General features: G+C 40.7%; 25 protein-coding genes. 23 read left to right on the top strand and 2 right to left on the bottom strand.

Annotation, left to right across the window (positions count from 1 at the left end; genetic code table 11):
• Positions 1 to 47 precede the first annotated feature (47 nt).
• From rpoC to tuf, 5 genes are all read left to right on the top strand, one after another.
• Positions 48 to 4,253, top strand: coding sequence for a DNA-directed RNA polymerase subunit beta' (gene rpoC, locus H4J38_RS10160; RefSeq protein ID WP_182131663.1), 4,206 nt, complete (start codon positions 48 to 50; stop codon positions 4,251 to 4,253).
• A 214-nt stretch (positions 4,254 to 4,467) separates the two neighbouring features.
• A complete protein-coding gene (gene rpsL / locus H4J38_RS10155; RefSeq protein ID WP_011045492.1) occupies positions 4,468 to 4,842 on the top strand; it encodes a 30S ribosomal protein S12 in 375 nt (124 codons plus the stop codon).
• 108 nt (positions 4,843 to 4,950) lie between these two features.
• A complete protein-coding gene (gene rpsG / locus H4J38_RS10150; protein ID WP_126667302.1) occupies positions 4,951 to 5,424 on the top strand; it encodes a 30S ribosomal protein S7 in 474 nt (157 codons plus the stop codon).
• Positions 5,425 to 5,562: 138 nt separating this feature from the next.
• A complete protein-coding gene (fusA, locus tag H4J38_RS10145; RefSeq protein ID WP_182131662.1) occupies positions 5,563 to 7,659 on the top strand; it encodes an elongation factor G in 2,097 nt (698 codons plus the stop codon).
• A gap of 68 nt (positions 7,660 to 7,727) precedes the next feature.
• Entirely contained in the window at positions 7,728 to 8,912 is a 1,185-nt protein-coding gene (tuf, locus tag H4J38_RS10140; RefSeq protein ID WP_182131661.1) for an elongation factor Tu, read from the top strand.
• 507 nt (positions 8,913 to 9,419) lie between these two features.
• On the opposite strand, the gene H4J38_RS10135 is transcribed toward tuf, so the two are convergent.
• Positions 9,420 to 11,423 (bottom strand): methyl-accepting chemotaxis protein, encoded by a 2,004-nt coding sequence (locus H4J38_RS10135; protein WP_182131660.1) that lies wholly within the window; start codon positions 11,421 to 11,423, stop codon positions 9,420 to 9,422.
• Positions 11,424 to 11,645: 222 nt separating this feature from the next.
• The gene (fusA, locus tag H4J38_RS10130) at positions 11,646 to 13,745 is read right to left on the bottom strand and encodes an elongation factor G (RefSeq protein ID WP_182131659.1); all 2,100 of its coding nucleotides are present in this window, start codon (positions 13,743 to 13,745) and stop codon (positions 11,646 to 11,648) included.
• Positions 13,746 to 14,309: 564 nt separating this feature from the next.
• On the opposite strand from fusA (H4J38_RS10130), the gene rpsJ reads away from it, so the two are divergent.
• The 18 genes from rpsJ (at position 14,310) to rplR (ending at position 22,493) form a co-directional block, all read left to right on the top strand.
• Positions 14,310 to 14,621 carry a 30S ribosomal protein S10 gene (gene rpsJ, locus H4J38_RS10125; protein ID WP_070375080.1) on the top strand — a complete coding sequence of 104 codons (312 nt, stop codon included), beginning with the start codon at positions 14,310 to 14,312 and terminating at the stop codon, positions 14,619 to 14,621.
• 13 nt (positions 14,622 to 14,634) lie between these two features.
• Complete coding sequence (gene rplC, locus H4J38_RS10120; RefSeq protein ID WP_126667305.1) at positions 14,635 to 15,273, top strand: 50S ribosomal protein L3; 639 nt, start codon at positions 14,635 to 14,637, stop codon at positions 15,271 to 15,273.
• 15 nt (positions 15,274 to 15,288) lie between these two features.
• On the top strand, positions 15,289 to 15,894 hold the full coding sequence (rplD, locus tag H4J38_RS10115; protein WP_182131658.1) for a 50S ribosomal protein L4: 606 nt from the start codon (positions 15,289 to 15,291) through the stop codon (positions 15,892 to 15,894).
• On the top strand, positions 15,891 to 16,193 hold the full coding sequence (rplW, locus tag H4J38_RS10110; RefSeq protein WP_182131657.1) for a 50S ribosomal protein L23: 303 nt from the start codon (positions 15,891 to 15,893) through the stop codon (positions 16,191 to 16,193). The genes rplD and rplW overlap by 4 nt, the downstream gene beginning before the upstream one ends.
• 12 nt (positions 16,194 to 16,205) lie before the next feature.
• Entirely contained in the window at positions 16,206 to 17,030 is an 825-nt protein-coding gene (gene rplB, locus H4J38_RS10105) for a 50S ribosomal protein L2 (RefSeq protein ID WP_182131656.1), read from the top strand.
• Positions 17,031 to 17,058: 28 nt separating this feature from the next.
• Positions 17,059 to 17,334, top strand: coding sequence for a 30S ribosomal protein S19 (gene rpsS, locus H4J38_RS10100; RefSeq protein ID WP_081151044.1), 276 nt, complete (start codon positions 17,059 to 17,061; stop codon positions 17,332 to 17,334).
• Positions 17,335 to 17,344: 10 nt separating this feature from the next.
• Positions 17,345 to 17,677, top strand: a complete 333-nt coding sequence (gene rplV, locus H4J38_RS10095) for a 50S ribosomal protein L22 (RefSeq protein WP_126667308.1) — start codon at positions 17,345 to 17,347, stop codon at positions 17,675 to 17,677.
• Between the two features lie 11 nt (positions 17,678 to 17,688).
• Positions 17,689 to 18,387, top strand: coding sequence for a 30S ribosomal protein S3 (gene rpsC, locus H4J38_RS10090; protein WP_146877782.1), 699 nt, complete (start codon positions 17,689 to 17,691; stop codon positions 18,385 to 18,387).
• A gap of 11 nt (positions 18,388 to 18,398) precedes the next feature.
• A complete protein-coding gene (rplP, locus tag H4J38_RS10085; RefSeq protein WP_081151048.1) occupies positions 18,399 to 18,812 on the top strand; it encodes a 50S ribosomal protein L16 in 414 nt (137 codons plus the stop codon).
• A complete protein-coding gene (gene rpmC, locus H4J38_RS10080; protein ID WP_182131655.1) occupies positions 18,812 to 19,003 on the top strand; it encodes a 50S ribosomal protein L29 in 192 nt (63 codons plus the stop codon). The genes rplP and rpmC overlap by 1 nt, the downstream gene beginning before the upstream one ends.
• Positions 19,003 to 19,254, top strand: a complete 252-nt coding sequence (gene rpsQ, locus H4J38_RS10075; RefSeq protein WP_182131654.1) for a 30S ribosomal protein S17 — start codon at positions 19,003 to 19,005, stop codon at positions 19,252 to 19,254. The genes rpmC and rpsQ overlap by 1 nt, the downstream gene beginning before the upstream one ends.
• A 358-nt stretch (positions 19,255 to 19,612) precedes the next feature.
• Positions 19,613 to 19,981, top strand: coding sequence for a 50S ribosomal protein L14 (rplN, locus tag H4J38_RS10070; RefSeq protein ID WP_070375069.1), 369 nt, complete (start codon positions 19,613 to 19,615; stop codon positions 19,979 to 19,981).
• A gap of 12 nt (positions 19,982 to 19,993) precedes the next feature.
• Complete coding sequence (gene rplX / locus H4J38_RS10065) at positions 19,994 to 20,308, top strand: 50S ribosomal protein L24 (RefSeq protein ID WP_182131653.1); 315 nt, start codon at positions 19,994 to 19,996, stop codon at positions 20,306 to 20,308.
• Positions 20,309 to 20,320: 12 nt separating this feature from the next.
• Positions 20,321 to 20,866, top strand: coding sequence for a 50S ribosomal protein L5 (gene rplE, locus H4J38_RS10060; RefSeq protein WP_182131652.1), 546 nt, complete (start codon positions 20,321 to 20,323; stop codon positions 20,864 to 20,866).
• A gap of 4 nt (positions 20,867 to 20,870) precedes the next feature.
• On the top strand, positions 20,871 to 21,176 hold the full coding sequence (rpsN, locus tag H4J38_RS10055; RefSeq protein WP_081151052.1) for a 30S ribosomal protein S14: 306 nt from the start codon (positions 20,871 to 20,873) through the stop codon (positions 21,174 to 21,176).
• A gap of 19 nt (positions 21,177 to 21,195) precedes the next feature.
• Positions 21,196 to 21,585 (top strand): 30S ribosomal protein S8, encoded by a 390-nt coding sequence (gene rpsH, locus H4J38_RS10050; RefSeq protein ID WP_126667316.1) that lies wholly within the window; start codon positions 21,196 to 21,198, stop codon positions 21,583 to 21,585.
• 11 nt (positions 21,586 to 21,596) lie between these two features.
• On the top strand, positions 21,597 to 22,130 hold the full coding sequence (rplF, locus tag H4J38_RS10045) for a 50S ribosomal protein L6 (RefSeq protein WP_182131651.1): 534 nt from the start codon (positions 21,597 to 21,599) through the stop codon (positions 22,128 to 22,130).
• Between the two features lie 9 nt (positions 22,131 to 22,139).
• Positions 22,140 to 22,493: a 50S ribosomal protein L18 gene (gene rplR / locus H4J38_RS10040; protein ID WP_081151055.1), complete on the top strand. Its 354-nt coding sequence runs from the start codon at positions 22,140 to 22,142 to the stop codon at positions 22,491 to 22,493.
• The last annotated feature ends 2 nt before the right edge of the window (positions 22,494 to 22,495 follow it).

Below are 22,495 nucleotides of genomic sequence, written 5' to 3'. Positions count from 1 at the left end.
ACAGATAACTGTTCTCTCCGGTATTTAACTCCGACAGGAGATAGTGTGTGAAAGATTTACTTAAGTTTCTTAAGCAACAAAATCAAACAGAAGAGTTCGATGGAATTCGCATCGGGCTAGCTTCACCTGACATGATTCGTTCATGGTCATTTGGTGAGGTAAAGAAACCTGAGACGATTAACTATCGTACTTTTAAGCCGGAACGTGATGGATTGTTCTGTGCGCGTATATTTGGCCCAGTAAAAGACTATGAATGTCTTTGTGGCAAATACAAACGCCTTAAGCACCGTGGTGTAATTTGTGAAAAATGTGGCGTAGAAGTTACATTGACTAAAGTTCGACGTGACCGTATGGGTCATATCGAATTAGCAAGTCCAGTTGCCCACATTTGGTTCTTAAAGTCTTTACCATCACGTATCGGTCTATTATTAGACATGACGCTACGTGATATTGAACGTGTGCTTTATTTTGAATCTTATGTTGTTACCGAACCTGGTATGACAACATTAGAAAAAAGCCAAATTCTAACCGAAGAAGAATATCTTGATGCGTTAGAAGAGCACGGTGACGAATTCGACGCCCTAATGGGTGCTGAAGCGGTACTTGCGTTATTGAAACAGATTGATCTTGACGGTGAAGTAGCGCAAATGCGTGAAGAGTTACCTGAAATTGGCTCTGAAACAAAACGTAAAAAAATCACTAAACGTTTAAAATTAATGGAAGCATTCGCGGCATCAGGTAATAAGCCTGAGTGGATGATCATGAACGTTTTACCAATTTTACCACCAGATTTACGTCCGTTGGTACCATTAGATGGTGGTCGTTTCGCAACGTCTGACTTAAACGATTTATATCGTCGTGTTATTAACCGTAACAACCGTTTGAAACGTCTTCTTGACCTAGTAGCACCAGATATTATCGTACGTAACGAAAAGCGTATGTTGCAAGAGTCTGTTGATGCATTGCTTGATAACGGTCGTCGTGGTCGTGCAATTACCGGTTCTAACAAACGACCTCTTAAATCACTTGCCGATATGATCAAAGGTAAGCAAGGTCGTTTCCGTCAGAACTTATTGGGTAAACGTGTTGATTATTCTGGTCGTTCTGTAATTACTGTTGGTCCTACACTACGTTTGCATCAATGTGGTTTACCTAAGAAGATGGCACTTGAACTATTCAAGCCATTTATTTACGGTAAATTAGAAGCGCGTGGTTTAGCCACAACAATCAAAGCTGCTAAGAAATTAGTAGAGCGTGAAGGCGCTGAAGTTTGGGATGTACTAGATGAAGTAATTCGTGAACATCCGGTTATGCTTAACCGTGCACCAACACTTCATAGATTGGGTATCCAAGCGTTTGAACCTGTATTAATTGAAGGTAAAGCGATTCATTTACACCCGTTGGTTTGTGCGGCATATAACGCCGATTTCGATGGTGACCAAATGGCGGTACATGTACCGTTGACAATCGAAGCACAAATGGAAGCGCGTACGTTGATGATGTCAACGAATAACGTACTTTCTCCAGCGAATGGTGATCCTATCATCGTACCATCACAAGATGTTGTATTAGGTTTATATTACCTAACACGTGATCGTGTAAATGGTTTAGGTGAAGGTATGATTTTTACCGACATCAAAGAAGCTGAAAAAGCTTACCGTACAGGTTTTGCTGAACTTCATGCCCGAGTGAAAATTCGTATTACTGAACATGTTCGCAATGCAGATGGTGTGCTTGAGCCTGTTACTAAGCTTCGTGATACTACTGTTGGTCGTGCAATCTTATGGCAAGTATGTCCAGATGGCATGCCTTATGATCTTATTGATCAGCCACTAGGTAAAAAGCCAATTTCAAAACTGATCAACCATGCGTACCGTAACTTAGGTCTTAAAGATACTGTTATCTTTGCTGACCAAATTATGTATACAGGTTTCCACTACGCGATGATCGCGGGTGCTTCAGTTGGTATCGACGATATGGTTATTCCGGCAGCGAAATACACTATTATCGAAGATTCAGAAGAAGAAGTTAAAGAAATTCAAACTCAGTTCGAGCAAGGTCTTGTAACTCAGGGTGAAAAATACAACAAAGTTATTGATATTTGGTCTTCTGCCAACGAGAAAATCTCGAAAGCGATGATGGACAACTTATCAAAAGAAACTGTGATAAACCGCGACGGTGAGCCAGAAGAGCAAGACTCTTTCAACTCAATCTACATGATGGCGGATTCAGGTGCTCGTGGTAGTGCTGCTCAGATTCGTCAGCTTGCAGGTATGCGTGGTTTGATGGCTAAACCAGATGGTTCAATCATCGAAACACCAATCACCGCTAACTTCCGTGAAGGTTTGAATGTACTACAGTACTTCATCTCAACACATGGTGCGCGTAAAGGTTTGGCTGATACGGCATTGAAAACGGCTAACTCGGGTTATTTAACTCGTCGTTTAGTTGATGTTGCACAAGATTTGGTTGTTACCGAACATGACTGTGGCACATTAGACGGTTTACAAATGACACCATTAATTGAAGGTGGTGATGTTGTTGAGCCGTTACGTGAACGTGTGCTTGGTCGTGTTGTAGCTGAAGATGTTGTGAAACCTGGTACTGATGAAGTGTTATTACCTCGTAATACTTTAATTGACGAAGCGTTATGTGATTTCATTGAAAAAAATTCAATTGATCAAATGAAAGTTCGCTCAATCATTACCTGTAAAACCGATTTTGGTATTTGTGCTCATTGTTACGGTCGTGATTTGGCTCGTGGTCATATGATCAACCAAGGTGAAGCGATTGGTGTTGTGGCAGCACAATCTATCGGTGAACCTGGTACTCAGTTAACTATGCGTACGTTCCACATTGGTGGTGCGGCATCTCGTGCATCAGCAGAGAACAACGTACAAGTTAAGAACACAGGTACACTGAAATTACAAAATGCTAAATTTGTAACTAACCCTGAAGATAACTTAGTAATAACTTCACGTTCATCTGAACTAACAGTAATTGATGAGCTTGGTCGTGAGAAAGAGCGTTATAAAGTTCCTTACGGTACCATTCTTAATAAGAAAGATGGTGAAGCAATCAAATCTGGCGACATCATCGCTAATTGGGATCCGCATACGCATCCAATTATCACTGAGGTTGGTGGTAAGGTTCAATTCGTTGAACTTATTGATGGCGTAACTATGGTTCGTCAAACTGATGAGCTTACTGGTTTATCTAGCATCGTAGTCACTGAAGCAGGTCAACGTAACACTGCGGGTAAAGAAATGCGCCCAGCGGTTAAGTTAGTTGATGCTAAAGGCAACGACGTGATGATAGCCGGTACTGAAATTCCAGCACAGTACTTCTTACCGGGTAACGCGATTATTAACCTTGAAGATGGTGCAGAAGTTGGTATTGGTGATGCGCTAGCCCGTATTCCACAAGCATCGTCAAAAACGCGTGATATTACCGGTGGTTTACCACGTGTAGCAGATTTATTTGAAGCACGTAAGCCTAAGCTTCCAGCTATCTTAGCTGAGAAAACAGGTATTATCGCCTTCGGTAAAGAAACTAAAGGTAAAGTGCGTTTATTAATCACTCAACCAAGTGGTGAAGTTTACGAAGAGATGATCCCTAAAATGCGTCAACTAAACGTGTTTGAAGGTGAATCTGTACTTAAAGGTGAAGTTATTGCCGATGGTCCAGAGTCTCCACACGATATCTTGCGTTTACGTGGTGTTGCTCCAGTAGCTAACTACATTGTTAACGAAGTACAAGAAGTATACCGTTTACAAGGTGTTAAAATTAACGATAAGCACATTGAAGTTATCGTTCGTCAAATGATCCGCAAGTGTGAGATTTTAGACGCTGGTGATGGTGAATTCTTGAAAGGCGAAATAGTTGAAGTGGCGCGCGTTAATATCGCAAACCGTGAGCTAGAAGCTAATGGCAAGCAGCCAGCTGAATATGTAATGTTGATGATGGGTATTACTAAAGCATCATTAGCAACTGAGTCATTTATCTCAGCAGCATCTTTCCAAGAAACGACGCGTGTACTTACTGAAGCAGCAGTCGCTGGTAAGAAAGACAAGCTTCGTGGCTTGAAAGAAAACGTTATTGTTGGTCGCTTAATCCCAGCAGGTACAGGTTATGCTTATCATCAAGAACGCGCGCGTGCTAAAAACGCCGTTCCTGCTGAAGAAGTAACAGTATCAGCTGACGACGCAGCGCAAGCACTAACAGACGCTTTAAATGCAGATTTATCTTCATAGTACATAATAAAGATAAATTGGTTAAAAGCAGATGAATAACCTGTCTAATGCGAGTAAAGCTTGACAGGTTAAAGCTTGACCTATAGAATTCCGCGACCCTATATTCCGTACACTTGTGTATAGAATTTAGAGTCGCGGATTTTCACGTTTATAAGGGTGTAAATTTCCCCATTGATTGGAATTTACACAAATTTAACTAATCGGGAGCTATTTAATGGCAACTATTAACCAATTAGTACGTAAACCACGTGTAAGACAAGTAACTAAAAGTAACGTACCAGCGTTACAAGCTTGTCCACAACGTCGTGGCGTATGTACTCGTGTGTATACAACTACACCAAAAAAACCTAACTCAGCATTACGTAAAGTAGCTCGTGTTCGTTTAACTAACGGCTTCGAAGTAACTTCATACATCGGTGGTGAAGGTCACAACTTACAAGAACATAGTGTTATCTTGATTCGTGGTGGTCGTGTTAAAGATTTACCGGGTGTGCGTTATCACACCGTTCGTGGCGCACTAGATTGTTCTGGTGTAAGCGACAGAAGACAAGGCCGTTCTAAATACGGTGCTAAACGACCTAAATCTTAAGTTTCCCTTTCTACACTTATGAAAAATAAGTAAAAGAATAGAAACGTTAAGTAAGGCCAAATAACATATTACATTTTGGGTTTATCCTGAATATAACGGAGAATTAAGATGCCAAGAAGACGCGTCGTAGGGCAACGTAAAATATTGCCAGATCCTAAGTTCCACAACGAACTTTTAGCAAAATTCATCAACATCCTTATGGTTGATGGTAAAAAATCTACTGCAGAAAAAATTGTTTACGGTGCATTAGACATTTTAACTGAGAAAAACACTGAGAAAACTCACCTTGAGTTATTCGAAACAGCGTTAGACAACATCCGCCCACAAGTGGAAGTAAAGTCTCGTCGTGTTGGTGGTTCTACTTACCAAGTTCCAGTTGAAGTACGTCCAGTGCGTCGTAATGCTCTAGCCATGCGTTGGTTAGTTGAAGCAGCTCGTAAACGTGGTGAAAAATCAATGGCTCAGCGCCTAGCTAACGAAATGTTAGATGCGTCTGACAGCAAAGGTTCAGCGGTTAAGAAACGTGAAGACGTTCACCGTATGGCCGAAGCTAACAAAGCATTCGCTCACTACCGTTGGTAGATATTATGCACTAGCAAAAATTGCTAGTTGTATAATAAGCGTAATGCCGTGGTTATCATCGACTATCTATATAGATACAAAGTGATAGCCACAACTGTTTTATAATCTGAGAGAAATTCTCAGAAAGAGGAAGAAATTGTGGCACGTATAACCCCTATTGAGCGTTACCGAAATATCGGTATTTGTGCTCATGTCGATGCCGGTAAAACGACAACAACAGAAAGGGTACTTTTCTATACTGGTCTTTCACATAAGATCGGTGAAGTTCATGATGGCGCAGCCACTATGGACTGGATGGAACAAGAGCAGGAGCGTGGTATAACCATAACCTCTGCAGCTACTACTTGTTTTTGGAAAGGGATGGAAGCACAATTTGAAGACCATCACATAAATATCATCGACACCCCTGGTCACGTAGATTTTACAATTGAAGTAGAACGTTCATTACGTGTATTAGATGGTGCGGTATTAGTCTTGTGTGCATCTTCAGGAGTTCAACCACAAACAGAAACAGTTTGGCGTCAAATGGAGAGATACTCTGTTCCACGTTTAGTTTTTGTTAATAAGATGGACCGCACAGGTGCGGACTTCTTAGCTGTTGTTGAGCAACTTAATTCTCGCTTGAAAGCAAACGCAGTACCAATTCAATTAGCAATTGGCGCTGAAGATGACTTTACTGGTGTTGTCGACTTAATTAAAATGAAAGCTATTAACTGGAACGAAAGTGACCAGGGCATGACATTTACTTATGAAGATATTCCAGCAGAGATGCAAGAACAAGCCGAACACTGGCATGAAAACCTTGTCTCTGAAGCTGCAGAAGCCTCTGAAGAACTAATGGATAAATACCTTGAAGAAGGGGACTTATCCGAAGCAGAAATAAAATCTGCGCTACGTACCCGTACGCTAAACAATGAAATTGTCCTTTGTTCTTGTGGTTCAGCTTTCAAAAATAAAGGCGTACAAGCAGTACTTGATGCTGTCATAGAATTTCTACCTGCGCCAACAGATGTTGAAGCGATAAAAGGTATTAATAATGACAAAAACGAAACTGAAGGTTGTCGTGAAGCTGATGATAAAGCGCCATTTGCTGCTTTAGCATTTAAAATCGCGACTGACCCGTTTGTCGGTACGTTAACGTTCTTTCGCGTATACTCAGGTGTAGTAAAAACTGGCGACAGTATATACAATCCTGTGAAAGGCAAAAAAGAACGCTTAGGTCGTATTGTGCAAATGCACGCAAATGACCGCAAGGAAATTAAAGAAGTACGTGCAGGTGATATAGCTGCGGCTATTGGTCTTAAAGATGTCACCACAGGTGATACTTTATGTGATGCGAATCACGTGATCACACTTGAACGGATGGAATTTCCGGAGCCAGTAATTTCTGTAGCAGTTGAGCCAAAAACTGTCGCTGCCCAAGAAAAAATGGGCATTGCGTTAGGTAAGTTGGCCGCAGAAGATCCGTCATTTAGAGTAGTTTCTGATGAAGATACGGGTCAAACCATCATTTCAGGTATGGGGGAATTACACCTCGATATTTTGGTTGAACGTATGAAACGTGAATTTGGCGTTGAATGTAATGTCGGTAATCCACAGGTGGCTTATCGCGAGACCATTCGTTCAACAGTTGAAGTGGAAGGTAAATTTGTTCGTCAATCAGGTGGTCGTGGTCAATTTGGTCATGTTTGGTTGAAATTGGAGCCATTGCCAGAAGGTAAAGGTTTCGAGTTTGTTAACGAGATTGTTGGTGGTACTATTCCAAAAGAATTTATCCCTTCAATTGAAAAGGGTTGTCGAGAGCAAATGGACAGTGGTGTGTTAGCGGGTTACCCGTTATTAGACATCAAAGTCACGCTTTATGACGGATCTTTTCATGACGTTGACTCTAACGAAATGGCGTTTAAAGTCGCTGCATCAATAGGTTTTAGACAGGGGGTGCTAAAAGCATCACCGGTGATCCTTGAACCTATGATGAAAGTTGAAGTTATTACGCCAGAAGCAAACATGGGTGATGTTGTAGGCGATTTAAATCGTCGCCGTGGCATGATCGATGGCATGGACGAAGGTCCAGCTGGTTCTAAGGTAGTGAATGCACTTGTGCCACTATCGGAAATGTTTGGTTACGCTACGGCATTACGTAGTGCAACTCAAGGTCGCGCATCATATGCCATGGAGTTTCAGCAATATAGCGAAGCGCCAAAGGCTGTTGCCGACAAAATAATTGAATCTTAGTAAGGCTTTTTGAAAGTCTGGCTCGGTCTTTTGGCCGGGCTTTTAATAAACTTTAAGGTAATTGAAAAATGGCTAAAGCAAAATTTGAACGTAATAAACCTCATGTTAACGTTGGTACTATTGGACACGTTGATCATGGTAAAACAACATTAACAGCTGCTATCTCTGCAGTGTTAACAAAAACTTACGGTGGTGAAGTTAAAGACTTCGCACAAATCGATAATGCTCCTGAAGAGCGTGAGCGTGGTATTACTATTAATACTTCTCACATCGAATACGATACAGAAGTACGTCACTACGCTCACGTAGATTGTCCTGGCCATGCTGATTATATCAAAAACATGATCACCGGTGCTGCTCAAATGGATGGTGCTATCTTAGTAGTTGCTGCTACAGATGGTCCTATGCCACAAACACGTGAGCATATCTTACTATCACGTCAAGTTGGTGTTCCATACATCATCGTATTCATGAACAAATGTGATGTTGTTGATGATGACGAATTATTAGAATTAGTAGAAATGGAAGTTCGTGAACTTCTTTCTGAATATGAATTCCCAGGTGATGATTTACCGGTAATTCAAGGTTCAGCACTTGGCGCTTTACAAGGCGACGAGAAATGGGAAGCTAAAGTTTTAGAACTTGCTCACCATTTAGATACTTACATTCCAGAGCCAGAGCGTGCAATTGATGGAGCATTCATCATGCCTATCGAAGATGTATTCTCAATTTCAGGTCGTGGTACTGTAGTAACTGGTCGTGTTGAACGTGGTATCGTTAAAGTTGGCGATGCAGTAGAAGTTGTTGGTATCCGTGATACACAAACATCGACTTGTACAGGTGTTGAAATGTTCCGCAAGCTGCTTGACGAAGGTCGTGCTGGTGAGAACTGTGGTGTTCTTTTACGTGGTCTTAAGCGTGAAGATGTAGAACGTGGTCAAGTACTATGTCAACCTGGTTCAATTTTACCTCACACTAAATTCGAATCAGAAGTATACGTGTTATCGAAAGATGAAGGTGGTCGTCATACGCCATTCTTTAAAGGCTACCGTCCACAGTTTTACTTCCGTACAACGGACATCACAGGTGCTGTAGAGCTTCCTGAAGGTGTTGAAATGGTAATGCCAGGCGACAACTTGAAGTTTGTTGTAGAGCTTATCAACCCAGTAGCGATGGACGAAGGTTTACGCTTCGCAATCCGTGAAGGTGGTCGTACAGTTGGTGCTGGTGTTGTATCTAAAATTATCGCTTAATTTTAGTTCACACTAGCACTTAAAAAAGACGCTTCGGCGTCTTTTTTGTTTTAGTGAATAAAGTGAGTGAGTTGCGCGAGTTGAGTAGTGAGGTGTGAGTCGCAAAATAGGTGCAGGTGTTGTATCTGCTCTTACCTTAACGAATTATCGATTAATTTTAGCTCACACTAGCACTTAAAAAAGACGCTTCGGCGTCTGTTTTGTTTTGATGAACAAGGTGAATAAGAGATGTGAGTAATAAGTCGTAAGATAGGTGCAGGTGTTGTATCTGCTCTTACCTTAACGAATTATCGCTTAATTTTAGTTCACACGAGCACTTAAAAAAGACGTTTCGGCGTCTTTTTTGTTTTGATGAGTGGACTTGCCATATTTCACTAGACAGTTTTTATGAAAGAACTAGTGTGGTTAGGGCGGCTTTAGGAGGCAGGATGAATAGAGTGACTTACTTCTTAAAAATTTCGCTCAACGTGGCAGAATTATCTACCTCGCTGAGCTCTATTATTTTGGCTATACGTTAAATTGATTAACGACCTTAGACAATGAATTAGATTGATTCGATAAATTAGCTAAACTAGCTTGCATCGTTGCAGAAGCATCGACAGTATCGTCAGTTAATGCTCTAACATTCTCAATATTTTTAGATACTTCTTCGGCAACATTGGCTTGTTGTTCCACAGCATTGGCAATTTCAAAAGTTTGACTCTGAAACTGGCCAATAACATCAGCAATCTCAGCAAGTACCTGTTGTACTTGTTGTGTTAGTTGAACACTGTTTTCAGCTTCTAAGCAGCTAGACTCCATTACTTTTACTGCATTAACTGCCGTTGCTTGAAGCTCATCAATTATGCGTTCAATATTAGCTGTCGAATCTTGTGTTCGAGAGGCTAAGGTACGAACTTCATCTGCAACAACGGCAAAGCCACGACCTTGTTCACCTGCTCTTGCCGCTTCAATAGCCGCATTTAGCGCTAATAAATTTGTTTGTTCGGCAATACTGCGGATCACCGTGACAAAGTCACCTATGGTTTGAGTCCCTGATTTTAATTGTTGAACAACTTGAGAGGCATCATCAACATTATTCGACAGTTGTTGCATACCAGCAGTAGCTTGATTAACCACATCTGAGCCTAGCGCAACTTTTTCTTCAGCACTTGTAACTAATTTTTTTGAATAACTAGTGTTGTTAGATATATCACTGCTTGATTGGGCCAATTCAGTTGCAGCGGCGGCAACAAGATCTATTTCTCGTTTTTGTGCCTCAACAATATCAGTAGTTTCTTTGCCAATATTTTCTGCCGCCTCACTTGATGCTGAAACATCTCCAGTAATAGTGACAGTTTGCCTTACTAACTCTTGAATTGAATCAATAAAGACATTAAATTCATCAACCAACTGACCTATTTCATCATTTTTTAACGGTGCAATTCTTTGGGTTAAATCACCATCACCATCCGCAATATCTTTCATGGCATTTTTAAGTCTTGTTATGCGTTTAACGAAAGGTAATACAGTTAACCATACTACGATAGCAATCATAATAATAATCGCGATAACAATAGCAATAGAAGACCTGAATGCCTCCTCGACAGGTTGCGATATTAGTTGCTCAGGCACTAGAAAACCTAGTTTCCAATTCATTAATGGATAATCGCTTTTAACTTGATTGAAAATTACTTGATAGTTTGTGCCGCGCCAAGACACTTGAGCAATACCATTAGTATTTTGCGCAAGTGTCGCTTGCAATTTTTCAAAGCCAGAGGTGTTTGAAAAGTGGCTGTCTACAGTGGCCATGTTATCACCAGGTTTAAAGTCATCATTAAAACCTGGAAAGAATACTAGCTTACCAGTATCAGTAATTAAGAAAGCTTCACCTTCATTCTTATATTTAATTGGTGCAAGTAAGTCCTGACCAATTGTAGTGATCAATATGTCCATACCACCAATACCCAATAATTTACCATTGGGTAGATAATAAGGCGAGGTAATGGTTGCTGAAACTGAACCGTCGTTATTGTCTACTGCTGGATCCGTTACATGCATTTTTCCTTTAGTAAGGCCGTCCGACCACCATGGACGTTTATTTGTGAAGTACATTGCATCATCATATCGGCCATTTAAATCGAAATATTCATGGGTATTCTCACTACCAAAAAATACACTTTTGATCGCAGGATCTTTTTCTGAGAAGTATTTAAAATAACGAGTCACATCTTGGTATTGTTTATTATTATTAATATCGGCTAGGCGCTTATCGTAGGTACTGAACCAATCAATCACCAGCGGGTTGGAAAATACGCTATGGTTTATTTGTCCCTTCGCAATGAAGAAGTTCTTCACTTTGGTAGATTGTAATGTAACGAGGTGCTCAATATCTGATATAAGTTGCTTTCTGGTGTTGTCGCTGACATTGGATAAAACAAAAAATGATGTAATGATCAGTAATACTGCTACGGCACTTGAAATAGTAATAACTAATTGGCGCATTATTGAACGGGTTATAAATTTAAACATATAAATTAATACCTACTAAATTATTCTTATAATTATGGGTTAAAGCGTACTAACACCAGTAATAGAAAATGAACTGCTTATCACTAACTATTAGCATTAATGAAAACAATATCATGAGCTTTACCTAATGGCTATATGTTGCACCGTTGATAACAGGTATATTTTAGGCAATAAAAAAGGATGCCGAAGCATCCTTTTATAAAAATACTAAAAGTAAGAGAATTAATTTTTAGATTTAGCAGCCTGCATTTCTTTTACTTCAGCTATAACCGCTTCTGATACGTTGTTTGGACATGGAGAGTAGTGAGAAAATTCCATAGAGAATTGACCACGACCTGATGTCATTGTACGTAAAGTTCCGATGTAACCGAACATTTCTGAAAGAGGTACATCAGCTTTAATACGGACACCAGAAACACCAGCATCTTGTCCTGCGATCATGCCACGGCGACGGTTTAAATCACCAATAACATCACCAACGTGATCATCAGGCGTAAACACATCTACTTTCATGATAGGTTCGATTAACTGGGCACCAGCTTTTGGAATTGACTGACGGAAAGCACCACGAGCAGCGAGTTCAAATGCAACCGCAGATGAATCGACAGCATGGAAACCACCATCGTATAATTCAATTTCAACGTCAAGTACAGGGAAACCAGCAAGAACACCAGTATCCATCATGCCTTTGAAGCCTTTTTCAATAGCTGGGAAGAATTCTTTTGGTACATTACCACCAACAACTTTTGATGAGAATGTAAAACCAGAATTTGGTTCACCTGGACGGATAATATAATCAATTTTACCAAATTGACCAGAACCACCCGATTGTTTCTTATGTGTATAGCTATCATCAATTTCTTGAGTAATAGTTTCACGGTAAGCAACTTGTGGTTTACCAACAGCTAATTCAACACCGTAGGTACGTTTTAGAATATCTACTTTGATATCTAGGTGAAGTTCACCCATACCAGATAAGATTGTTTCACCTGAATCTATATCAGTTTCAACTTGGAATGTTGGATCTTCAGCAACCATTTTACCGATAGCAATACCCATTTTTTCCGTTGAACCTTTATCTTTTGGTGTTACAGAAATTGAGATTACAGGCTTAGGGAATACCATAGCTTCTAGGATGATTGGGTGTTTCGGATCACATAATGTGTGACCTGTCTGAACGTTACTTTTCATACCAACAATCGCGATGATATCACCAGCTTGTGCTGAAGTAAGTTCGTTACGGTCATCGGCTTGCATTTCACACATACGGCCAACACGTTCAGTTTTACCTGTTGCAGCGTTAAGTATGGTATCGCCTTTCTTTAAGGTACCTGAATAGATACGTACGAAAGTTAATGTACCAAAACGGTCATCAGTGATTTTGAATGCTAACGCTTTGAATGTTTCATCTGCAGAAACGATTGCGTACTCACCATTAGGCTCACCTTCTTCATCAGTAAGTGGTTGTGGCTTAACATCAGTAGGAGAAGGTAAGTAATCTATAACAGCATCAAGTATTAACTGCATACCTTTGTTTTTGAATGCTGAACCACAATAAGTTGGGAAGAACATTAATTCGTTAGTACCTTTACGGATACAGGCTTTAATTTGCTCTTCAGTCGGCGTAAGTTCACCTTCTAAGTAATCCATTAATAAATCTTCATCTGCTTCTAGTGCAGTTTCGATCATTTGCTCACGGTAGATAGCTGCGTCATCAACCATGTGGGCTGGAATATCTGTAATTTCGTAGTTTTCTGGAAGACCTGAATCATCCCAAATGTAAGCTTTTTGTGAAAGTACATCGACAACACCAACAAAATCATCTTCTTCACCAATAGGTAAAGTCATAATAAGTGGGTGAGCACCTAATACGTTTTTAACTTGGTCAGTTACACGGTAAAAGTTAGCACCTAAACGGTCTAATTTGTTAACGAAGATTAAACGAGCTACTTTAGAGTCGTTAGCATAACGCCAGTTTGTTTCTGATTGTGGTTCAACACCACCAGAACCACAGAATACACCAATACCACCATCAAGTACTTTAAGTGAACGATAAACTTCAACGGTGAAATCAACGTGACCAGGAGTATCGATTACGTTAAAGCGGTGATCTTTCCAAAAACAGCTTACCGCAGCAGACTGGATGGTAATACCGCGCTCAGCTTCTTGTTCCATGAAGTCAGTTGTAGATTCACCGTCATGTACTTCACCAATTTTATGGATCATACCGGTTAATTTAAGGATACGTTCAGTTGTCGTTGTTTTACCAGCATCAACGTGAGCGAAGATACCAATATTTCTGTATTTAGCTAAATCTGCCATTACTTTACTCTATTTATGAAAATGAATTGTTGAAATTTTGCGCGCGAGTATACCATTACTCAAGACGAATCGACATAAAAAATTATTTAAGTTTACTAATTTTTGCCAAGTAGCCTAAAAAAGTAGCAAATTTAAAGAAAAAGACTTTTATTGTGTTCAAAATTATAAATAAACATGAGCATAGTCTTGCTTATATATAGGTATAAATTTAGGTGAGGATATAAGTGGAGAAAAAAGCATAATAAATATAAATTTGAAGATCGTTTACGTACTTCCTTATAGTGTCCGCATGGTTATTTTAATCATATATTACAGTGCCGTCAGGCGATATTAATCAGGTTAAATAAACTAGTTGAAATTATCCTCAGTCTCTGTATAATTCGCCTCCACGTTGAGCTCGTCTCTTCGTGTATATCTGTTAGCGTATTAGTTTTTATTAATTAATAGTTAACGCACAGCAGCTCCGATATGGAGTTGAATGGTAAATATAGCGATACTCCCCCCTTTTATATAAAAAGGTGATGGGCAGTATTTTGTTGTTCTTTAAAATGGGGATTTGTCTTAATGTCAAATCAAAGAATTCGCATTCGTTTGAAAGCGTTCGATCATCGTTTGATTGATCAATCAACAGCTGAAATCGTTGATACTGCTAAACGTACTGGCGCTCAGGTTCGTGGTCCAATTCCACTTCCTACACGCAAAGAACGTTTCACTATCTTGACTTCACCACACGTTAACAAAGATGCACGTGATCAGTACGAAATTCGTACTCACAAACGCATGATTGATATCGTAGAACCAACTGAGAAGACTGTAGACGCATTAATGCGTTTAGATCTTGCAGCTGGTGTTGACGTTCAAATCAGCTTGGGTTAATAGGAGTTTTAACATGACTATAGGTCTAGTTGGACGTAAAGTGGGTATGACTCGCATCTTCTCTGAAGATGGCGTATCTACTCCTGTAACCGTCCTAGAAGTTGAAGCGAACCGTGTTGCTCAGGTTAAAACTGTTGACAACGATGGTTATTCAGCGCTTCAAGTTACTACGGGAAGCAAAAAAGCTAACCGTGTTAACAAGCCAACAGCCGGTCACTTTGCGAAAGCTGGTATCGAAGCAGGTCGTGGCCTGTGGGAATTCCGCTTAGATGCAAATGAAGGCGAAGGTCTTGTAACTGGCAGTGAAATCACTGTTGAGTTATTTAACGACACGAAATTAGTAGATGTTACTGGCACCTCAAAAGGTAAAGGTTTCCAAGGTGGTATTAAGCGTTGGAATTTTTCAATGCAAGATGCAACTCATGGTAACTCACTATCTCACCGTTCAAACGGTTCGATAGGTATGTGTCAAACACCAGGTCGTGTTTTCAAAGGCAAAAAAATGTCTGGTCACATGGGTGCTGCGAAAGTTACAACGCAAAACCTTGAATTGGTTCGTGTTGATGCTGAACGTAACTTGCTCCTTATTAAAGGTGCGGTTCCGGGTGCAATCAACGGTAGCGTAATCATCAAACCAGCTGTTAAAGCCTAGTCCAGGAGATTTGTGATGGAATTAGCATTAAAAGACGCTTCAGGCGCTCTTGAAGTTTCTGAAACAACTTTTGGACTTGAGTTTAATGAAGCTCTTGTACATCAAGTAGTAGTTGCTTATGCAGCTGGTGCTCGTGCAGGTACTCGTGCTCAAAAAACTCGTTCAGAAGTTAGCGGTGGTGGTGCAAAACCATGGCGTCAAAAAGGTACTGGCCGTGCGCGTGCTGGTACAAGTCGTGGTCCAATCTGGCGTTCAGGTGGTGTAACATTTGCTGCTAAGCCACAAGACCACAGCCAAAAAGTTAACCGTAAAATGTACCGTGGTGCGATTAAAAGCATCCTTTCTGAGTTAGTTCGTCAAGAACGCTTAGTTGTGGTAGAAAATTTTGCAGTTGAAACACCAAAAACTAAAGAGTTAGTAGCTAAACTTAACGCTTTGGAGTTAAAAGACGTATTAATCGTTACTCCAGAGATTGATGAGAACTTGTTCTTATCAGCACGTAACTTGTACAAAGTTGACGTTCGTGACGTAGATGGTATTGACCCAGTTAGTTTAGTTGGTTTCGAAAAAGTTTTGATGACTGCATCTGCAGTTAAGCAACTTGAGGAGATGTTAGGATGATAAACGAAGAACGTTTACTGAAAGTGCTTTTAGCACCAAACATTTCTGAGAAAAGCACTATGGCTGCTGAAGTTAACAACACTGTTGTTTTCAAAGTTGCTACTACTGCTACTAAAGCTGAAATTAAAGCTGCTGTTGAGAAACTTTTCGAAGTTTCAGTTGATGGTGTTCGCACATTAAACGTCAAAGGTAAAGTGAAACGTACTGGTGCTCGTTTTGGTCGCAGAAGCGATTGGAAAAAAGCATACGTTACACTTGCTGAAGGCAGCGACATCAACTTCGTTGGCGCGGAATCATAGGAGTTTACGAAAATGGCTATAGTTAAATGTAAACCTACTTCTCCGGGTCGTCGCCACGTTGTTAAAGTGGTAAACACGGAGTTGCATAAAGGTAAGCCTTACGCACCATTATTAGACACTAAGTCTAAGTCTGGTGGTCGTAACAATAATGGTCGTATTACTGTTCGTCACATTGGTGGTGGACATAAGCAACATTACCGTATTGTCGACTTTAAGCGTAATAAAGATGGTATCCCTGCCAAAGTAGAACGTTTGGAATATGATCCAAACCGTAGTGCAAACATTGCACTAGTACTTTACGCAGATGGTGAACGTCGTTACATCCTAGCCCCTAAAGGCTTAAAAGCTGGAGATTCAATCCAGTCTGGTGTCGATGCTCCTATTAAAGCGGGTAACACTTTACCACTTCGCAACACACCATTAGGTAGTGTTGTACACGCAATTGAACTTAAACCAGGTAAAGGTGCACAAATTGCACGTGCTGCTGGTACTTACGCTCAGTTAGTTGCGAAAGACGGTGCATATGTCACTTTACGTCTTCGTTCTGGCGAAATGCGTAAAATTGAGTCAGATTGTCGTGCTACTTTAGGTGAAATCGGCAACTCTGAACACATGCTTCGCTCTTTGGGTAAAGCAGGAGCTTCACGCTGGCGTGGTGTTCGCCCAACTGTTCGTGGTGTTGCCATGAACCCAGTTGATCACCCACACGGTGGTGGTGAAGGTAAAACATCAGGCGGTCGTCATCCGGTATCACCTTGGGGTGTACCAACTAAGGGTTACAAGACTCGTTCTAACAAGCGTACCGATAAATTTATCGTACGTCGTCGTGCTAAATAATAGTACTTACAATTAAAGAGGAATCACCATGCCACGTTCTCTCAAGAAAGGTCCATTTATAGACCTACACTTGTTGACGAAGGTAGAGACAGCGGTGGAAAGCGGGAATAAAAAGCCAATTAAGACTTGGTCCCGTCGTTCAATGATCATCCCTACGATGATCGGATTGACCATTGCCGTCCATAATGGCCGTCAACACGTACCTGTATTTGTAACTGATGAAATGATCGGTCACAAATTAGGTGAATTTGCACCAACTCGTACTTACCGTGGCCATGTCGCGGATAAGAAAGCGAAGAGATAGGGGAAATTAGATGGAAGCTATTGCTACACATAAATTTGCCCGTGGCTCTGCACAAAAAGCACGCTTAGTTGTGGATCAAATCCGCGGCTTGCATGTTGAAAAAGCACTTGAAATCTTAACATTCAGCAACAAATCTGCTGCTGTTTTGGTTAAAAAAGTACTTGATTCAGCAATTGCTAACGCAGAGCACAATGAAGGTGCAGACATTGACGAACTTATCGTAAAAACTATTATGGTTGACGATGGTCCAACAATGAAACGTATTAAGCCTCGTGCGAAAGGTCGCGCGGATCGAATCCTTAAGCGTACAAGTCACATTACTGTGATTGTATCTGATAGCTAGGAGATATTAGAATGGGTCAAAAAGTCCATCCAAATGGTATTCGCTTAGGTATCACGAAACCTTTCGCGTCTACTTGGTTTGCAAGTACTAAAGATTTCGCAGCTAATTTACACGGTGACCATTTGGTTCGTGAATATTTAACTGAAAAGCTTAAGCGTGCTTCATTATCAAAAATTGTAATTGAACGTCCGGCTAAATCTATCCGCGTTACAATTCACACGGCTCGTCCGGGTGTTGTAATCGGTAAGAAAGGCGAAGATGTTGAGAAACTACGTTTAGCGGTTTCTAAAATTGCTGGTGTTCCTGCTCAAATCAACATTGCTGAAGTGCGTAAACCAGAAATGGATTCGCAGCTTGTTGCTGACAGTATTGCTAGTCAATTAGAACGTCGTGTAATGTTCCGTCGTGCGATGAAACGTGCTGTACAAAATGCTATGCGTCTAGGCGCAAAAGGCATCAAAGTACAAGTAAGTGGTCGTTTAGGCGGTGCAGATATTGCACGTGCTGAATGGTATCGTGAAGGTCGTGTTCCATTACACACTTTACGTGCTGACATTGATTACTCAATTGCGCGTGCTGATACCACTTACGGTGTTATCGGTATCAAAGTATGGATCTTTAAAGGCGAAGTAATTGGCAACATGCCATTACAAGTAGAGCAACCAGCTGCTAAGCCTAAAAGAAAACCTAACCGCAAGACCAGTAAGTAGGGGAATAAGTAATGTTACAACCAAAACGTACTAAGTTCCGCAAGCAATTTAAAATGCGTAACCGCGGTCTTGCACAGGTAGGTAGTTCAGTAAGCTTCGGTACTTTCGGGTTAAAATCAATGGAACGTGGTCGTATGACTGCGCGTCAAATTGAAGCTGCTCGTCGAGCAATGACTCGTCACGTGAAGCGTCAAGGTAAAATCTGGATCCGTGTATTCCCTGATAAGCCAATTACTAAAAAACCTCTTGAGGTTCGTATGGGTAAAGGTAAAGGTTCAGTGGAATATTGGGTATGCCAAATTCTTCCTGGTCGTGTTCTTTATGAAATGGAAGGTGTTTCGGAAGAGATTGCACGCGAAGCTTTTGCTTTAGCTGCAGCTAAACTTCCGTTCAAAACAACTTTCGTAACTAGAACGGTGATGTAATGAAAGCTAGTGAATTGAAAGAAAAAAGCATTGAAGAGCTAAATGCTGAATTGCTTGAGTTGTTACGCGAACAGTTTAACTATCGCATGCAAGCAAGCACAGGTCAGTTAACGCAAACTCATTTGCAAAGAAATGTACGCCGTAATATCGCGCGTGTTAAGACTATCATAACTGAAAAGGCAGGTAAGTAATGAGCGAAGCAAAAATTCGTACACTACAAGGTCGTGTCGTCAGTGACAAAATGGAAAAGTCTATCACTGTCCTGATCGAACGACGTGTTAAACACCCAATGTACGGTAAGTACATGACGCGTTCAACTAAGTTGAAAGCGCATGATGAAACTAACCAATGTGCAGCTGGTGATTTAGTATCTATTCGTGAATGTGCTCCTATTTCTAAGACTAAGTCTTGGACATTAGTAAGCGTATTAGAAAAAGCTTAATCGCTTAATCTAATTCACAATAAGAACTTTCAAAAGGCTCTGCTTCGGCAGGGCCTTTTTTATTGTTCGAAACAAAAATAATGTGAACACTAACCCTGTTATTTATAGAGGCTAGTTAGTACACATTTCATTAATCTAATTGCTTCAAAGCATGCACGAGTTATAGTTTGCATGTTTATTGAGCAGTACCTTCCTAGGTAAGTGGTTACTTTTTAGCTAAATTAAGTATCACTTTTAAAACACTGGTGTTATAATCTCGCGCCCGCTCGTTGTGAGGGGGATTTAGAAGGCAGTGACGGGTCAAATTTCTGGCCTTGAATTTAATCTTTTATAAGATAATTTAGCGGAGACATATTAAATGATCCAAATGCAATCACAATTGAACGTAGCTGATAACAGCGGCGCTCGACGTGTACAATGTATAAAGGTTCTTGGTGGTTCGCACCGTCGCTACGCACGCATTGGTGACATCATTAAAATTGCAGTGAAGGAATCAAATCCTCGCGGCAAAGTTAAAAAAGGTGATGTCCTTACTGCAGTAGTGGTGCGCACTAAGAAAGGTGTTCGTCGTTCAGATGGTTCTACTATCCGTTTCGATGAAAATGCGGCTGTAATGTTAAATGCTAACTTACAACCAATTGGTACTCGTATTTTCGGTCCTGTGACTCGTGAACTTCGTAATGAAAAATTCATGAAAATTGTTTCACTTGCACCAGAAGTACTATAAGGAGTCACGATAATGGCATCTAAGATTCGTCGTGATGATGAAGTAATCGTACTTGCAGGTAAAGACAAGGGCAAAACTGGTAAAGTGACCAAAGTTCTTGTTGAAGACAGCAAAGTATTTGTTGAAGGTATTAACTTAATCAAGAAGCACACTAAGCCTGTACCTCAGTTACAGCAGCCTGGTGGGATTGTTGAAAAAGAAGCACCTTTAAATGTATCCAACATTGCGATTGTTAATCCAGCTACTGGAAAAGCAGATCGTGTTGGTTTTAGAGATGAAGACGGCAAAAAAGTTCGTTTCTTTAAATCTAATAACGAATTAATTTAATTGGAGTAAACGATGGCGAAACTGCATGATTTTTACAAAGATACAATTGTAGCCGAACTTCAGAAGAAGTTTGAGTACAAAAGTGTCATGCAAGTCCCTCGGATTGAAAAGATCACCCTTAACATGGGTGTTGGTGAAGCTATTGCTGATAAAAAAGTACTAGAGCACGCCACAAATGATCTTACTGCAATCTCAGGTCAAAAACCTGTCACGACAGTAGCACGCAAATCAGTTGCGGGCTTTAAAATTCGTGAAGGCTACCCTATTGGCACGAAGGTAACTCTACGTGGCGAACGTATGTGGGAATTTTTAGAGCGTTTAATCTCTATTTCTATTCCTCGTATCCGTGATTTCCGTGGCTTGAATCCTAAGTCATTCGATGGTCGTGGTAACTACAGCATGGGCGTACGTGAGCAAATCATTTTCCCTGAAATCGAGTACGATAAAATCGATAAAATTCGCGGAATGGATATCACTATCACTACAAGTGCGAAGGACAACGAAGAAGGCCATGCATTATTGGCTGCCTTTAACTTCCCATTTAAGAAGAAGGTGTAGAGTTATGGCTAAAACGTCAATGAAAGCTCGTGAAGCTAAAAGAACCAAGTTAGTTGCACAATATGCTGAAAAGCGTAGTGCACTAAAAGCTATCATCTCTGGTGTTGATTCTTCTGAAGAAGAACGCTGGGATGCAGTATTGAAACTTCAAAGTTTACCTCGTGATTCGAGCAGTAGTCGTCAACGTAACCGTTGTAACATTACTGGCCGTCCGCATGGTTTCTTACGTAAATTCGGTTTAAGCCGTATTAAATTACGTGAAACTATGATGCGCGGTGAAGTTCCAGGTCTTAAGAAAGCTAGTTGGTAATTCACGGGAGTAAATGGTTATGATGACTGATCCTATCGCGGACATGTTTACACGCATCCGCAACGGTCAATCTGCAGCTAAGACTGCAGTAAAAATGCCATCTTCAAAGGTAAAAGTTGCACTTGCCAACTTGCTTAAAGAAGAAGGTTACATTTCAGAGTTTTCAGTTTCAGGTGATGCAAAGCCTGAGTTAACTGTTGAATTGAAATATTTTGAAGGTAAAGAAGTAATTGAAGTGATCAAACGTGTTTCACGTCCAGGTCTTCGCGTATACAAAGGAGCTCAAGAGCTTCCTAAAGTATTAGCAGGAATGGGTATCGCAATTATTTCTACTTCTAAAGGTCTAATGACTGATCGCGCCGCTCGCAATGCGGGTCTTGGCGGTGAAGTTCTTGGTTTCGTAGAGTAAAGGAGCAGAATATGTCTCGTGTCGCAAAAGCACATGTCGCAATACCTGCAGGCGTTACTATTACGTTATCAGGTCAAGACATTAAAGTTAAAGGTCCAATGGGTGAATTATCTCACACGATCCATGGTGCTGTTGTTGTTTCTCAAGAAGAGAACAACATTATCACTAATATCGTTGCTGATGTTAAAGGCGCTTGGGCTCAAGCCGGTACAGTACGCTCTTTAATCAATAATATGGTTGAAGGTGTAAGTAAAGGTTTTGAGAAGAAATTATTGTTAAACGGTGTTGGTTACCGTGCTAAAGCTGCAGGTAAGAACTTAAACTTATCTTTAGGCTTTTCGCATCCGGTTGACCACGCAATTCCTGAAGGAATTACCGTTGAAACTCCTAGCCAAACTGAAATCATACTGAAAGGTGCTGATAAACAGTTGGTCGGTCAAACTGCAGCGAACATTCGCGCATACCGTAAACCTGAGCCTTATAAAGGTAAAGGAATTCGTTATAGCGATGAGAATGTACGTCGTAAAGAAGCTAAGAAGAAGTAGGGTAATACTATGGATAAGAAAACATCTCGTTTGCGCAGAGCTAAACGCTCTCGTGCAAAAATTAGCGAGTTGGGTGCGAATCGTTTAGTTGTATTCCGTACTCCTCGTCATATTTACGCGCAATTGATCGCTCCAACAGGTTCTGAAGTAATCGCAGCAGCGTCTACTTTAGACAAAGAAGTTAGTGCTCAGTTAGAAAAAACAGGTAACGTTGAAGCAGCTACGGCTGTAGGTAAGGCTATTGCAGAACGTGCAGTGGCTAAAGGCATCACTAGTGTTGCTTTTGACCGTTCAGGTTTCCGTTACCATGGTCGCGTGAAAGCGTTAGCAGATGCAGCTCGCGAAGCTGGTCTTCAGTTTTAGGG

The sequence above is a fragment of the Colwellia sp. BRX10-3 genome (assembly GCF_014077505.1).
GTDB lineage: Bacteria > Pseudomonadota > Gammaproteobacteria > Enterobacterales > Alteromonadaceae > Cognaticolwellia.
The sequence above is the reverse complement of the archived record's forward strand: the minus strand, read 5'-3'. Positions and strand labels throughout refer to the sequence as shown.